The sequence below is a fragment of the Guyparkeria halophila genome, assembly GCF_034479635.1.
In the GTDB taxonomy this organism is placed as follows: domain Bacteria; phylum Pseudomonadota; class Gammaproteobacteria; order Halothiobacillales; family Halothiobacillaceae; genus Guyparkeria; species Guyparkeria halophila.
Genome location: NZ_CP140153.1, coordinates 1,177,559 through 1,190,578 on the forward strand (window position 1 = coordinate 1,177,559; position 13,020 = coordinate 1,190,578).

The 13,020-nt window shown below is 66.7% G+C and carries 15 protein-coding genes; 11 read left to right on the forward strand and 4 right to left on the reverse strand.

Annotated features, from left to right (window positions below; all coding sequences use genetic code 11):
- Positions 1-17: 17 nt before the first annotated feature.
- From SR882_RS05450 to SR882_RS05460, 3 genes are read right to left on the reverse strand one after another with little or no spacing between them, the layout of a single operon-like run.
- The gene (locus tag SR882_RS05450; protein WP_322522319.1) at positions 18-644 is read right to left on the reverse strand and encodes a lysogenization protein HflD; all 627 of its coding nucleotides are present in this window, start codon (positions 642-644) and stop codon (positions 18-20) included.
- Between the two features lie 27 nt (positions 645-671).
- Positions 672-1,799, reverse strand: coding sequence for a tRNA 2-thiouridine(34) synthase MnmA (gene mnmA, locus SR882_RS05455; protein WP_322522320.1), 1,128 nt, complete (start codon positions 1,797-1,799; stop codon positions 672-674).
- Complete coding sequence (locus tag SR882_RS05460) at positions 1,796-2,254, reverse strand: NUDIX domain-containing protein (protein ID WP_322522321.1); 459 nt, start codon at positions 2,252-2,254, stop codon at positions 1,796-1,798. The genes mnmA and SR882_RS05460 overlap by 4 nt, the downstream gene beginning before the upstream one ends.
- A gap of 160 nt (positions 2,255-2,414) precedes the next feature.
- Here SR882_RS05460 and SR882_RS05465 point away from each other — a divergent pair, with 160 nt between their 5' ends.
- Together SR882_RS05465 and SR882_RS05470 are read left to right on the forward strand one after the other, a co-directional pair.
- The gene (locus tag SR882_RS05465) at positions 2,415-2,648 is read left to right on the forward strand and encodes a CopG family transcriptional regulator (protein ID WP_322522322.1); all 234 of its coding nucleotides are present in this window, start codon (positions 2,415-2,417) and stop codon (positions 2,646-2,648) included.
- Complete coding sequence (locus tag SR882_RS05470) at positions 2,635-2,895, forward strand: type II toxin-antitoxin system RelE family toxin (RefSeq protein WP_322522323.1); 261 nt, start codon at positions 2,635-2,637, stop codon at positions 2,893-2,895. The genes SR882_RS05465 and SR882_RS05470 overlap by 14 nt, the downstream gene beginning before the upstream one ends.
- Before the next feature lie 12 nt (positions 2,896-2,907).
- Here the strand turns inward: SR882_RS05470 and mutS are convergent, their stop codons facing one another.
- Positions 2,908-5,490: a DNA mismatch repair protein MutS gene (gene mutS, locus SR882_RS05475; RefSeq protein ID WP_322522324.1), complete on the reverse strand. Its 2,583-nt coding sequence runs from the start codon at positions 5,488-5,490 to the stop codon at positions 2,908-2,910.
- Between the two features lie 144 nt (positions 5,491-5,634).
- Here mutS and SR882_RS05480 point away from each other — a divergent pair, with 144 nt between their 5' ends.
- From SR882_RS05480 to hepT, 9 genes are all read left to right on the forward strand, one after another.
- A complete protein-coding gene (locus SR882_RS05480) occupies positions 5,635-6,312 on the forward strand; it encodes a CinA family protein (RefSeq protein ID WP_322522325.1) in 678 nt (225 codons plus the stop codon).
- A complete protein-coding gene (gene ampD / locus SR882_RS05485) occupies positions 6,309-6,869 on the forward strand; it encodes a 1,6-anhydro-N-acetylmuramyl-L-alanine amidase AmpD (RefSeq protein ID WP_322522326.1) in 561 nt (186 codons plus the stop codon). The genes SR882_RS05480 and ampD overlap by 4 nt, the downstream gene beginning before the upstream one ends.
- A 40-nt stretch (positions 6,870-6,909) precedes the next feature.
- The gene (gene ampE, locus SR882_RS05490) at positions 6,910-7,839 is read left to right on the forward strand and encodes a regulatory signaling modulator protein AmpE (RefSeq protein ID WP_322522327.1); all 930 of its coding nucleotides are present in this window, start codon (positions 6,910-6,912) and stop codon (positions 7,837-7,839) included.
- 89 nt (positions 7,840-7,928) lie between these two features.
- Positions 7,929-8,135 carry a DUF3185 family protein gene (locus SR882_RS05495; RefSeq protein ID WP_322522328.1) on the forward strand — a complete coding sequence of 69 codons (207 nt, stop codon included), beginning with the start codon at positions 7,929-7,931 and terminating at the stop codon, positions 8,133-8,135.
- A gap of 157 nt (positions 8,136-8,292) precedes the next feature.
- Entirely contained in the window at positions 8,293-8,922 is a 630-nt protein-coding gene (locus SR882_RS05500; RefSeq protein WP_322522329.1) for a histidine phosphatase family protein, read from the forward strand.
- A complete protein-coding gene (locus tag SR882_RS05505; protein ID WP_322522330.1) occupies positions 8,919-10,103 on the forward strand; it encodes a hypothetical protein in 1,185 nt (394 codons plus the stop codon). Before SR882_RS05500 ends, SR882_RS05505 begins: the two co-directional genes overlap by 4 nt.
- Entirely contained in the window at positions 10,100-11,914 is a 1,815-nt protein-coding gene (gene recJ / locus SR882_RS05510) for a single-stranded-DNA-specific exonuclease RecJ (RefSeq protein ID WP_322522331.1), read from the forward strand. The genes SR882_RS05505 and recJ overlap by 4 nt, the downstream gene beginning before the upstream one ends.
- 19 nt (positions 11,915-11,933) lie before the next feature.
- Positions 11,934-12,452, forward strand: a complete 519-nt coding sequence (gene mntA, locus SR882_RS05515) for a type VII toxin-antitoxin system MntA family adenylyltransferase antitoxin (RefSeq protein WP_322522332.1) — start codon at positions 11,934-11,936, stop codon at positions 12,450-12,452.
- Between the two features lie 12 nt (positions 12,453-12,464).
- Complete coding sequence (gene hepT / locus SR882_RS05520) at positions 12,465-12,881, forward strand: type VII toxin-antitoxin system HepT family RNase toxin (protein WP_322522333.1); 417 nt, start codon at positions 12,465-12,467, stop codon at positions 12,879-12,881.
- Positions 12,882-13,020 lie beyond the last annotated feature (139 nt).

Consider the following 13,020-nt stretch of genomic DNA (forward strand, 5'->3'; position numbering starts at 1 on the left):
TCAGAAAGGCGGATGGTTCAGAGGCGTCGAACCATTTCCTCGGCACGGGCCAGGTACTTGCCCCGCATGAACAGCAGGCGCCAGCGCCGGCCACCCACCTGGTCGAACAGGATGGTGGCACGCACGCCGGCGAGCAGCAGGGCGCGCACCGACGCGGAGATAGCCATGTCCTCGAGATGATGCTTCTCGCCGTTGATCACGAACTTCTGCGGCAGGTGGCTCAAGGTGCCGCGGTAGAGGTTGTTCAGATCGGCCATCAGGCCGCTGTCGGCACCGTGCTCGTCAAAGGCGGGCTTGAGTTCCTCCAGGCGGGAAAACAGCTTGCCCGCCATCTCGTCATCGCGACGAAACGCCTTGGTCACGGCGAACAGGGTCACCAGGTAGCGGGTCAGCTCGAGGTCATGCGGCGCCCGCGACTTGCCGGCCAGCAGTTCGGTCAGGCGCTTCATGCCAAAACGCACGCCGGTAATCCCGCCGTAGATGCTGGCCGTGTCGGGTGCATCGAAGGCGAACAGCGAGCCGATGCTCGCCTCCAGGGCCTGGCTGTCCGCCACGCGCCCCTCGTAGGCGAGTGTCTGGATCAGCTGCACGGCCTGGGTCATGCCGGCCATGGCGATCAATTGGTCGTCGGTATCTTGTGGCATGCGTCCCGAATCGGTTGGATTGATGAATCAGTCCCGGGGCAGGGCGCGGGTAATCACCGCGCCACCCAGGCAGATGGGGCCATCATAGAACACCACCGACTGCCCGGGGGTGATGGCGCGTTGCGGCGCCTCGAACGTTGCGATCAGCCGATCGCCCCGTTGTTCGATGGTCACCGCCTGGTCGGGTTGGCGATAACGGATCTTGGCGGTCAGCGGGCGATCGGTCGGCGGCGGCTCGATCCAGTGGACCTGCTCGGCCTCGAGCCGGTCGGCGAACAGGGCCGGGTGGTTCTTGCCCTGCGCGACCAGGAGCACGTTGTCGGCGAGATCCTTGTCCACCACGTACCAGGGCTCGTCGCCGTGGGTCTTCATCCCGCCGATCTTCAGGCCCTGGCGCTGACCGATGGTGTGGTACATCAGGCCCTGGTGGGTGCCGATGGACTCGCCGTCGAGGGTCTGGATCGGCCCGGGTTGGGCGGGCAGGTAGGTCTTGAGGAAATCGGCAAAGCGCCGCTCGCCGATGAAACAGATCCCGGTGGAATCCTTCTTCTTCGCCGTGATGAGGTCGTGAGCGGCGGCAATCTCGCGTACGCGCGGTTTTTCCAGCCCGCCGAGCGGGAAGTGCGCCGAGCCGACCTGCTCGCGGCTCAATGCGTGCAGGAAATAGCTCTGATCCTTGTTGGTATCGATGCCGCGCGCCAGGTGCACGCCGTCGGCATCGTCGATCCGCCGGGCGTAATGGCCGGTGGCGATCGCATCGGCCCCCAGTTCGCGGGCGTGGTCGAGAAAGGCGCGGAACTTGATTTCGCGGTTGCAGAGGATGTCCGGGTTGGGCGTGCGCCCGGCCTGGTACTCGTGCAGGAAATGGGCGAATACGCGGTCCCAGTACTCGCCGGCGAAGTTGGCGTAGTGGAACTCGATGCCGAGGCGGTCGGCCACCGCCATCGCATCCAGCATGTCCTCCTTGGCCGCGCAGTACTCGGCGTCGTCATCGTCTTCCCAGTTCTTCATGAACAGGCCCTCGACACGGTAGCCGGCCTGTTTCAGGAGCAGGGCGGCCACCGACGAGTCCACGCCGCCGGACAGACCCACCATGATGCGAGGGGCATCCTCGGGGGCGCGCGGGATCAGGTTGTCGGATTGGGTGTCGGTCATCGGATCGAGTGCAACAGGTCGAGGGGGTGGCGGCGCCCGCGTTCGAAATCACGGATGGCGGCGGTCACGAACGGAGAGCGGTGCGGGAGGTCGGATCGCTCCAGCGCCACGCGGCTCATGAAGTGCGCGGCGAGGATGCCCTCGTCGAGGGGCGCGTCGTCCGGCGCCTCGCCGATCTTGCCGATGATAGCGACCCGCAGCACGCGTCGACCCTGGTTCGGGTTGTCATGGTACAGCCCCAGCAGGTCAGTCGGCGCGAAGGCAAAGCGGGTCTCCTCACGCACCTCGCGGATCACCGCCTCAATCAGGGTTTCGCCCGGCTCGACGTGTCCGGCGGGCTGGTTGAGGTAACGCTGGCCGCGGATGCGTTCCTCGACGATCAGGTACTCGTCGTCTCGGCGGGCGATGCCGGCGACGGTCAGCGAGACGAGCGGTCGGTCGGTGGACTGTTCCATGGCGGCATTATAACGATGGTGGCAAATGGTCGTGGTGGCGAGTGAGTCGGCCTGAGCTGTAGGCCCAAAGGGAGAGGGGGGGGGCTGGCGTTGTGACGTCTAGACGTCACTATGTTGCTATACTTCGTTCGCTGTACGACCTTCCATTGCGAGATCCGGCATGAACACCGAGACGAAGCGTTCCACCATCTACTTTGATGCGCAATTGCACCAGGCCTTGAGAATGAAGGCGGCCCATTCCCATCGTTCGATTTCCGAGATCGTCAACGACGCGGTCAAGGCAGCGCTGGCAGAAGATCAGGAGGATCTGGCGGCATTCGATGAGCGCGTCGCCGAGCCGACAATTAGCTACGAAGCCCTGCTCGCCGACCTGAAGGCGCATGGCAAGCTATAAGCTCCGCTTTCGCCAGTCGGTTAGTCGTGATCTTCGCCCTATCCCGAAACCGGACGTCGAGCGGATTCTGCGGCGTATAGACGCGCTGGCTGACGATCCCCGCCCACCCGGTTGCGAAAAGCTCTCTGGACAGGAACGCTATCGTCTGCGCCAGGGTAACTACCGGATTCTGTACGAAATCGTCGATGACGAACTCGTGGTGACCGTCGTCAAAATCGGTCATCGTCGGCACGTTTACCGGCGTTGACCGCCGATCCGCTTATTCCTGACGCTTCGCCTTCCACTCGTAGAGTAGGTCGAGCGCGGCCCGCGGGCTGATCTCGTCCGGATCGAGGGCGTCGAGCGCCTCGAGCAACGGGTCGGGTTCGGCCTCGGCGAGCTCGCCTGGGGCCTCGGCCGCGAACAGGTCCAGTTGCGGCACCTCGCCCCCGGCATGCGACTGCCATTCGAGCTTTTCCAGCAGCCCGCGCGCGCGACGGATGGTGGGACGGGGCAGGCCGGCCAGCCGGGCGACGTCGATGCCGTAGCTCTGGTTGGCCGGGCCGTCCTTCACGCCATGCAGGAAGACCAGCTCGCCCTTGTGCGTGATCGCCTCGAGGTGGACGTTGATCAGCGTCGCGAACTGCTCGGAGAGCGTGGTCAGCTCGAAGTAGTGGGTGGCGAACAGCGTCATCGCGCGGTTTTTCTGCAGCAGATGCTCGGCCACCGCCCAGGCCAGGGCCAGTCCGTCGAAGGTCGAAGTGCCGCGACCGATCTCGTCGATCAGCACCAGCGAGCGCTCGGTGGCGTGATGCAGGATCTCGGCGGTCTCGGTCATTTCGACCATGAAGGTCGAGCGACCGGAGGCGAGATCGTCGGAGGCGCCGATGCGGGTGAAGATGCGGTCGATCGGGCCGATCTCGGCCCCCTCGGCCGGCACGTGCGCCCCGGCATGGGCCAGCAGGACGATCAGCGCGGTCTGGCGCATGTAGGTCGACTTGCCGCCCATGTTCGGGCCGGTGATCAACAGCATGCGCCGGTCTGGGGCCAGCTCGGCATCGTTGGGCACGAATATCGCCTGGCTGTTGGCCTCGACCACCGGGTGGCGTCCCTGTTGGATATCCACGCCCAGTGCGCCCCGGAATCGCGGTGCGTTCCAGCCGTGGCGTTCGGCCACATCGGCCAGCGCGGCCAGCGTGTCCAGATCGGCCAGGGCATTGGCACGCCGGCGCAGCTCCGACTGATGCCCGGCCAGGTCGACCAGCAACGCCTCGAAGCATTCGCGCTCGCGGGCCAGCGACCGGTCGCGTGCGGTCAGCACCTCCTGCTCGAAAGACCTCAACGTGTCGTTGGTGTAGCGCTCGACGGATTTCAGTGTCTGGCGCCGGGTGAAGGTCTCGGGCATGCGCGCCGACTGGCTGCGCGGTACCTCGAAGTAGTAGCCGTGCACGCGGTTGTAGGCGAGCTTGAGGTTGTCGATACCCGACTGGCGCCGGGCGTCCTCCTCCATGGCGGTGAGCGTGGTATCCGCCCGCTGGGAGAGGCTGCGCAGGCGGTCGAGCTCCTCGTCGAATCCGGTGGCGATCACGCCGCCGTCGCGCAGCCAGACCGAGGGCTTCTCGGCGATGGCGGCATCCAGCAAGTCGCGTACCGCGGGCAGATCGGCCAGGTCATCGATCAGGGCGGTGATCAGCGGCTGGTCACAGGCCTCCAGCGTCGCGGTCAGGGCGGGTAACTGATGCAGCGAGTCGCGCAGGGCGGCGAGGTCGCGGGGCCGGGCGGTGCCCAGCACGATGCGCGTGGTGATCCGCTCGATGTCGTTGACCTGACGCAGCGCGTCGAAGAGGGCGGCCGGCAGGTCACGCTCGCGCAGCTCACCGATTGCCTGATGCCGGGCGGCAAGCGCCTCGTGGTCGCGCAGCGGGCGGGCCAGCCACTCGCGCAGGCGTCGTGCGCCCATGCCGGTGGCGGTCCGATCCAGCAGGCCGATCAGGGCCCCGTCCGGGCGCCCCTGGCTGTCCTCGAACAGCTCCAGGTGGCGGCGGGTGTGCACGTCGAGCAACAGGGCGTCACTGGTCTGCTCGACGGCCAAGCCGTCGATGTGGCCCAGATGCGTCTTCTGCGTGTCGTTGACGTACTGCCAGAGCGCGCCGGCGGCGCCCAGGGCCGCCTCCAGCGACTGGCGGTTGTCGGCATGGATGCCGAAGCCCGCCAGGTCCCGGGTGCCGAACTGGGCGCACAATCGTTCGGTGGCCGTCTCGCTCGAGAAGTGCCAGATCGGGCGTTCGCGGCTGAATCCCTCGGCGCGGAACAACCCATCGGTCAGTGCCTCGATGCGCAGTCCCTCGGGCAGCAGCAGTTCGCGCGGGTCGACGCGGGCCAGTTCGGTGGCCAGCTCATCCGGCCCGTTCGGCGCCATGATCGCAAAGCGGCCGCTGGACAGGTCCAGATGGGCCAGACCAAGGCGTTCGCGGCCACGCGAACGGCTGCGCGCCACCGCCACCAACCGGTGCGCCTGACGCTGTTCGAGCAGGGCCTCGTCGGTGACCGTGCCCGGGGTGACAACCTTGACCACCTCGCGCTTCATCGGCCCCTTGGCCTGCACGTCGCCGACCTGCTCGCAGATGGCGACCGATTCGCCGGCCTTCAGCAGGCGCGCCAGGTACGACTCGTAGGCATGCACCGGCACGCCGGCCATGGGGATGGGCTCGCCGGCCGAGGTGCCGCGTTGCGTCAGGTTGAGATCGAGCAGCCGGGCGGCGTGGCGTGCGTCCTCGAAAAACAGCTCGTAGAAATCGCCCATCCGGTAGAACAGCAGCACGTCCGGGTAATCTTGTTTGATCCCGAGAAACTGCTGCATCATGGGCGTATGCGCGCTGAGAGGGTCCGCGTCTCCGGCTGGGGCGGGTCGGGGCGATGTCGGGTTCGTCATGCGCGGCATTGTAACCAAAACCCCGGCCCCGAATTGATTCGGGATCGGCCGGGGCACGAGGGATAAGCAAGCAGGATGGACGATCAAGACAACGCGCAACCGATGCAGCGACCGCCGGCATGGAACGGCATTGACGCGATGACCGACGGCGATCTCGATCGTCACTCACGCATCCGCTGTCTGGGCCAGGCGCTGGCGACACGCGGCCTGCGTCTGGCTGTGGCGGAGTCCTGTACGGGCGGGCTGTTGGCGGCGAATCTCACCGAGCAGGCCGGCAGTTCGTCCTGGTTCGAGGGCGGTTGGATCACCTACAGCAACCGGGCCAAGCAGCGTGATCTGGCCGTGCCTGCGTCGCTGTTTGCCGAGGTGGGCGCGGTGTCGGGCGAGGTGGTCACGGCCATGGCGGGCGGGGCGATCGAGCGGGCCGACGTCGATTACGCCGTGGCCATCAGTGGCGTGGCCGGGCCGGGCGGTGGCAGCGACACCAAACCGGTCGGTACGGTGTGGATCGGCTGGGGCTATCGTCCCCCCGCGGAATCCGGCGCCACCCAGGCCGGCCCCACCACCTTCGCGAGCCGCTTTCGTTTCCCCGGTGAGCGGCAGGCCGTGCGCGAGGCGGCGGTCGACGTCGCGCTGCAAGGGCTCTGCGCCCACTTGGGCGGCAAGGGCTGGAGCCAGCAGGTCGCCAGCGAATGGTCATCGGCCCACTGGCCGGTCGCCGGACTCAAGTGGGAGGAGGAGCCCCGCGCATGAACATTGATCCCGCCACCTATCGCCTCGACAGCGCCCGCTATGTCCTCTCACCCAATCACGACCAGCGTCCCCGCGAGGAACGCATCGAACTGGTGGTGATCCACGGCATGTCCCTGCCGCCTGGCCAATATGGCGGCACGGCGATCGAGCGGTTCTTCACCAACGAACTCGATCCGGCCGAACACCCGTATTTCGAACAGATCCGCGAGTTGCGTGTGTCCGCCCACGTGGTGATCTATCGTGACGGTTCGGTCACGCAATTCGTACCCTTCGACCGGCGCGCCTGGCATGCGGGACAGTCGCGCTTCGGCGAGCGCATACGCTGCAACGACTTCTCCATCGGCATCGAGCTCGAAGGCACCGATACCGAGCCCTATACCGCCGTGCAATACGAGGTGCTCGGCAAGATGCTGGTCGCGATCAAGCGCGCCTATCCGACAGTGAACGCCGTGCGCGGCCACAGCCATATCGCCGCAGGTCGAAAGACGGACCCGGGCCCCGCCTTCGACTGGGGGCAGCTGGCATCCCGGTTGCCCGAAGGGGTCGCTACCGCATGACATCCTGTTCATCTCCGTTAAACGTTGGGGCATCCACCCGATGAAACTCCTGGTCCTGATCCTCGTCGTCGCCATTGATCGCCTCCTGGAATTCTTCCAGCGCTGGCGTGCCGATCGGTGGCCGCATCTCGCCACGATCGAGGTGTTCGATACGTTGGCCGGCATGATCGGCGTGACCGCTGCGCGCCTGATCGTCTGGCTGCTGCTGCCGGCGGCTTTGCTGGTCTGGCTGGGGCCGGGCGGTGATGGCTGGATCGGCTGGCTGGTGTCGCTGGTCGTGCTTTTACTGGTGATCACGCCGCGCAACACCTCGGAGATCAACCGTCAATTGCTGGATGCCGCCGCCCGCGACGATCAAGAAACCGTCGAGTCCGCGCGCCGGGTGCTGTTCGACGAGACGCCCGTCGACCCGGCCGCGGCGACCACGCGGCAGACCGGCGAGCGCATCATCGTGTTGGCCTTCAGCGAATGGTTCCTGGTGCTGTTCTGGTTCGTGTTGCTGGGGCCGGCCGGGGCGTTGTTCTATCGACTGACCGAATGGCTGGCGCGCGAGGAGGGCGTAAAGCATCGGGACGGTGAAGAGCAGCCCCAGCCGGCGCAAACGGGCTGGCTGCATCGCGGACAGCGCAAGGTGCACGCGCTGATGGTCCTGCCGGCGGCGCCGGTGTTCACCGTGCTGATGCTCTTGGCAGGCTCGTTCCAGCGCGGCCTGAGCGCCTGGCGCGGGGACGCGGCGCAAGGCCGCGAGCACGGGGCCCTGGATGACTGGGAGGCCGGATCGATCGGCCTGATCGCCCGGGTCGGTCACGCGGTGATCGACGTCGAGCGGGCCGACGAGTGCCTCGACGAGAACGCCTGCCTGGCCGACCAGCGCACCTGGTATCGAGCCGCCCACGCCATCGTGTGGCGAGCGCTGTTGTTCGGCTTGGCCCTGGTGGCGGTGCTTACCATGATCGGCTGGGTGCCATAACGGGCAGCCCGGCAGGTTTCGGGGGCGCAAGCACTGGTTGGCGCGGCCGTCTAAACTTGCAGCCGTTTCTTGCTCTAAGAGGAATCATCATGAAAACGCAGCAAATTATCGGGCTGGCCCTGCTTGTACTGGGTCTCATCCTGCTGTTCTTCGGCTACCAGGCGTCGCAAGGGCTGGAAGACCAGCTCTCCGAGGCGGTCACCGGGGAATACACCGACAACACGATGATCTACTGGATTGCCGGTGGCGTGAGTGCGGTTGTCGGGCTGGCAATGCTGGCGTTCGGTAAGAAGTGACACTCGCCTCCTAACCGACGTCCCCGGCGACGGTGTCTTACCGTCGCCTTCCGCTCGCTGCGAAACCATCTCACAGGTTTTCGGGGAGCGGTGTTTGTCGTTTGCTGCCCTAGCGAGACTGATAGAATTCCGCCTCGAATTCGAACCGCGAGCGTCCATGTCCTCCCAGACCACCCGACTCGACCTGATCCGCCACGGCGAACCCGTTGGCGGCCGCCGCTTTCGTGGCGATGCCGTCGACGACCCGCTGAGTGAACTCGGCTGGCAGCAGTTGGAGCGACGCGTGGAATTGCTGGCGGATCGCGGGCTGGCCGATTGGGACGTGATCGCGACCTCGCCGATGCGCCGCTGCCGGGCCTTTGCCGCCTCCGTCGCCGAGCGTCGCGGGCTTGAGCTCGTCGTCGACCCCGACCTGCGCGAGATCGGGTTCGGTCCCTGGGAAGGCCTGCGCCACGCCGAGATCCCCGAGCGGTATCCCGAACAGCACGCGGCGTTCCTCGCCGACCCGGTCGACGGTCGTCCCCCCGGCAGCGAACCGATGACCGACTTCGTCGAGCGGGTCACGCGCGGGCTCGAGCGCCTGGAAACCAATCACGCCGGCCAGTCCGTGCTGGTGCTCTCGCACGCGATCGTCATGCGCGCCGCCTGCGTCTGGGTGCTCAACGCCCCGCTGGCGGCGATCGCGCACGTGGAAACCGAATACGCCGCCATGCTCTCCATCCGCCACAACCACCGCGGCCGGCGCTTGCTCGGCCTCGACAATGGCCTGCCGGGAGACGAGGCGTGACGCGGCGGGTCGTTGACGTGGAACTGGCCGTATTGGGCCTCGAGCCGATCGATGCGCCTGGCGATGACCGCAGCGGCTTTTCCCGCCCCGTCTGGACCTGGCCGACAGGCGGCGCGGCCGGGCAAGCGACCGGTGAGCGACCATTGGCCCATCTGCTCGCTGGTCGCTTCCAGCGTGTTGCCGCCGCCGACGATGCGGTCCACGAGATTACCTGTGACGATCCCGATGTGCTGGCGTTGGTGGCCGTGCACCGCGCGGCTCGCGACGAGAGCGCATCGGCCAGCAGCGCGCATGGTTATGCCACCGCCCGCGCCCTGGGCGATTGGTGCCTTGCCGGTGGCACGCGTTCGGGTTTCGCGGAGCAGGTGGAGGCCTGGCGCGAACGAGGTTTCGAGCGGCTGCTGTGTTTCGATCCCGTCCACCTCAAGCCGGAAACCGATCATGCGATCACGTTGGGCCCGCGCTTTCTCGGCTTGACCGAGGCGGAACTCGACGGTCTGCTTGCCGAGCTGAATCCCTGGCTGGCCGAAGACGGCATGCGGGCCGTGCGCCTGGGACGTCAGCCCTACCTGCTGGCCGAATCGCGGGTCGATGGTGTCGGTCCGGCGAACGCGGCATTGCAGCGCAGTGGGGCACCCTTGGCCTGCCTGTTGAATCGCAACGCCGGGGTCTTCCTCGACGAGGAACGCAGCGACCCCGTGTTGCGCCAGTGGCTGACCGAACTGCAGATGTGGCTTTATCCGCAGCCACTCAACGATCGGCGCGCCGCGCAGGGTCAGCCCATCCTGAGCAGTTTCTGGCCACATGGGTTGAGTGCCCTGTCCAATGGGTTGCCGTCCCCCCAGGTCGATCAACGGCAGATTTTGACCGACTCGCCGGCGGTGCTCGCCGCATGCGAGGCAACGGTGTGGCAAGCCGACGAGATGGATGCGGCACGTGAGGCGATCCGTGCCGGCAGGTGCGTGCGGGTGCTGCTGACCGAGGCGGCGTGGTGTCGACTGGAGGGCGACGTGGGCGGTTTTCAGCAGGAACTGGCCGGCATCGATGCCTGGCTCGAGCGACTGCAGAGCGAGCACCCGGGCCTGCGTGTTCGCCTGGATGATGGCCAGGGCGGGGTGTGGCAACCGGCATCGGCGTTGAAACGGGCCTGGCGTCGACTGTTGAACCGGGTGGGGCGATGACCGTAGAGACAAAAGCGGGCCCCAATGCCGACAAGGCCGAGAAGACCGCGCGCCTGCTGGGAGTCGCGAGCATTCGCCGGCGTCAGGTGTCCGAGCCGACCGAGGCCTTGGCACACCTCAACCCACGGCTGGCCCGCGTGCTCGCCGCGCGTGGTATCACGCAGGCCGCGCAACTCGACCAGCGCCTGGGCGCGGTGCTCCCGCCCACCGGTCTGCCGGATCTCGACGAGGCGGCCCGCCTGATCAGCGATGCCATCGAGCGACAGGAATCCATCCTGATCGTGGGCGACTTCGATGCCGACGGCGCGACCGCGACCGCGCTGTGCCTGCGTGGTCTGCGTGCCATGGGCGCTGAACAGGTGGACTTCCTGATCCCGGATCGCCAGCGTCACGGCTACGGCCTGAGCCCCGCGTTGCTCGACGAGCTTGAGACGCCGCCGGCGCTGATCCTCACGGTCGACAACGGCATCAGCGCCCACGACGGCGTGGCCGCCGCCAAGGCCGCCGGATCGCGCGTGGTCGTCACCGACCATCACCTGCCGGGCGAGACCCTTCCCGCCGCCGATGCCATCGTCAATCCCAACCGCGCGGATGCGGCCTTCGGTTCAACCGCGCTGGCAGGCGTCGGCGTGGCCTTCTATCTGCTCGCCGCTGTGCGCAGCGAGCTCGACCGTCGCGGCTGGTTTGCCGAGCGCGAGCGTCCCAATCTGGCCAACTGGCTGGATCTCGTGGCCCTGGGCACCATTGCCGACGTGGTTGAATTGGACGACAACAACCGCCGCCTGGTCGCCCAGGGCTTGTCCCGCATTCGTGCCCACGCCTGCGCCCCGGGCATACTCGCGCTGTTCGCCGTCGCCGGGCGCGACCCGCGCGAGGCCCGTTCCAGCGATCTGGGCTTTGCCATCGGCCCGCGGCTGAACGCCGCCGGGCGGCTGGAGAACATGCGGCTGGGGGTCGAATGCCTGCTCGCCGACGAGCCGGCCGAGGCCCGGCAACTGGCCGCCACGCTCGACCAGATCAATCGGCAACGCCGCGACGTCGAGGCCGACATGCTGGACACCGTCGCCGCCGACCTCGACCGGGCCATGGCCGGGCAGGGCGACACACCGCCCAGCGAGCCGGCCGACTGGGTGCGCTTTGACCCCGGCTTTCATCCCGGCGTGATCGGTATCGTCGCCGGGCGGCTGAAAAGCCGTTGGATGCGCCCCGTGTTCGTGTTCGCCCCGGCCGAGGTGGGCAGCGATGACGGTCGTCTCAAAGGCTCGGGACGCTCGATCCCCGGCATCCACCTGCGCGACCTGCTGGTCGAGATCGACGCCCGCCATCCCGGCCTGATCGATGGCTTCGGCGGGCACGCCATGGCCGCGGGCCTGTCACTCGACCGCGCCCGGCTCGATGCCTTTCGCCAGGCCTTCACGCACGTGATGAGCCGCCACCAAGAGCGGCTGCCCGACGGTCGCGAAGTGATCACCGACGGCCCACTGGAGCCCGCCGATCTGCACCTCGACTTCATCGACACCCTCGACCACCACGGCCCATGGGGCACCGGCTTTCCCGAACCGCTGTTCGACAACACCTTCGAGGTGCTCGAGCGCACCGCGCTAAAAGACGGCAAACACTGGCGTCTGTCCGTGCGTCTCCTTGACCACCCGAACGCCCGCCCCGTCGACGCCATCTGGTTCCGCGCCCCCGATCAACTCCCCCCGGGCCGCCACTGGCAGATCGCCTACCGTCCCGTCGCCGACAGCTTTCGTGGCCGAAAGCGCCTCAAACTATTCGTGGAGACGGCGTTGCCGGTCCCGGCGTCATAGCAGCGACCCGTGGTATTGAGTGAACCCGTGGGTCGGGCTTCTGCCTGACAATCCGCTCGGCGGGGCGGATGAGGGTTACACTGAAAGCCGTTTCACGAACACCAACCGGACGGTCAAGCGCATGCCGATAAAACCGCCGTTAACGCACGCCCCCGTACTCGACCGGCTCGGTTCGATCGCCAAGGACACGCCGGAAATCGCCGTGCTCTGGCTTTACGGGTCGCAGGCAAAGGGAACCGCGACGCCCAACAGCGACTACGACCTGGCGGTAGCCTTCGCAAAGCCGCTTGCCGATCCATTCGAGCGTCGGCTCCGACCCGAGTTGCTGGCACAGGCCTGGCAGGATGCACTGGATCTGCCCGCTGAAAAGCTCTCGGTGATCGATATCGATCTGGCACCCATTCCCCTTGCAATGGCCGTGGTGCGCACAGGACGTCCCTTGTGCGTCAATGATCCGTTGCGATTGGCGAGGGAAGAAAACCGGATCACGTCGATGTGGGAACTCGACTATCAACACCACCAACAGCAGTATGGTTGAGGAGCCGTGGCGATGACCGAGCGGATGGAACCCGAATACGTTGCTGCCATGCGGGAGCATGTCGCGCAGCTGGCCGAGGAACTCGACGAACTTCGCCGTCTCGCGAATGAGGGGAGTGCCCTGCCATCGCTTCTTTACCGGGCGGCCGAACGCAACCTGCAACTGCTGACCGAGGCGTGCATTGGAATCGCTAAGCAAAAACTAAAGGCGTCTGGGCTGGTCGTGCCGAGCGAATCGCGCCAGGCGTTTGCGAAGTTAGCCGCCATGGGCGCGGATCACAGCGGCACACCCTGGAACAAGGTGATCGGGTTGCGCAACGCGCTGGTGCACGATTATCTGAATCTTGACCCAGAAATCGTGACCACCGTGATTCGCGAAGGCCATTACGAGACGCTCCTGGCATTCGCCAAGGAACACCTGGCGGGGTGATTCGGGGGAATGGCCGGCCCCCTACGGTCGTTTCCAGACTGCAATGCTGAACTACGTCCCGGACGTGCCTGGACCGCGGAGTTGCACTCCGCGCCACGGCGAGTCCAACTCGCCGTTCCCATATGGCCTGACAGGAACT

Excerpts from the sequence above, each read along its gene's own strand:
- mutS (WP_322522324.1), bottom strand. The coding sequence starts at position 5,490 with ATGATGCAGCAGTTTCTCGGGATCAAACAAGATTACCCGGACGTGCTG.
- hepT (WP_322522333.1), top strand. The coding sequence starts at position 12,465 with ATGACCGAGCGGATGGAACCCGAATACGTTGCTGCCATGCGGGAGCAT.
- recJ (WP_322522331.1), top strand. The coding sequence starts at position 10,100 with ATGACCGTAGAGACAAAAGCGGGCCCCAATGCCGACAAGGCCGAGAAG.
- SR882_RS05500 (WP_322522329.1), top strand. The coding sequence starts at position 8,293 with ATGTCCTCCCAGACCACCCGACTCGACCTGATCCGCCACGGCGAACCC.
- SR882_RS05495 (WP_322522328.1), top strand. The coding sequence starts at position 7,929 with ATGAAAACGCAGCAAATTATCGGGCTGGCCCTGCTTGTACTGGGTCTC.
- SR882_RS05480 (WP_322522325.1), top strand. The coding sequence starts at position 5,635 with ATGGACGATCAAGACAACGCGCAACCGATGCAGCGACCGCCGGCATGG.
- SR882_RS05460 (WP_322522321.1), bottom strand. The coding sequence starts at position 2,254 with ATGGAACAGTCCACCGACCGACCGCTCGTCTCGCTGACCGTCGCCGGC.
- SR882_RS05470 (WP_322522323.1), top strand. The coding sequence starts at position 2,635 with ATGGCAAGCTATAAGCTCCGCTTTCGCCAGTCGGTTAGTCGTGATCTT.
- SR882_RS05465 (WP_322522322.1), top strand. The coding sequence starts at position 2,415 with ATGAACACCGAGACGAAGCGTTCCACCATCTACTTTGATGCGCAATTG.
- mnmA (WP_322522320.1), bottom strand. The coding sequence starts at position 1,799 with ATGACCGACACCCAATCCGACAACCTGATCCCGCGCGCCCCCGAGGAT.
- ampD (WP_322522326.1), top strand. The coding sequence starts at position 6,309 with ATGAACATTGATCCCGCCACCTATCGCCTCGACAGCGCCCGCTATGTC.
- ampE (WP_322522327.1), top strand. The coding sequence starts at position 6,910 with ATGAAACTCCTGGTCCTGATCCTCGTCGTCGCCATTGATCGCCTCCTG.
- SR882_RS05450 (WP_322522319.1), bottom strand. The coding sequence starts at position 644 with ATGCCACAAGATACCGACGACCAATTGATCGCCATGGCCGGCATGACC.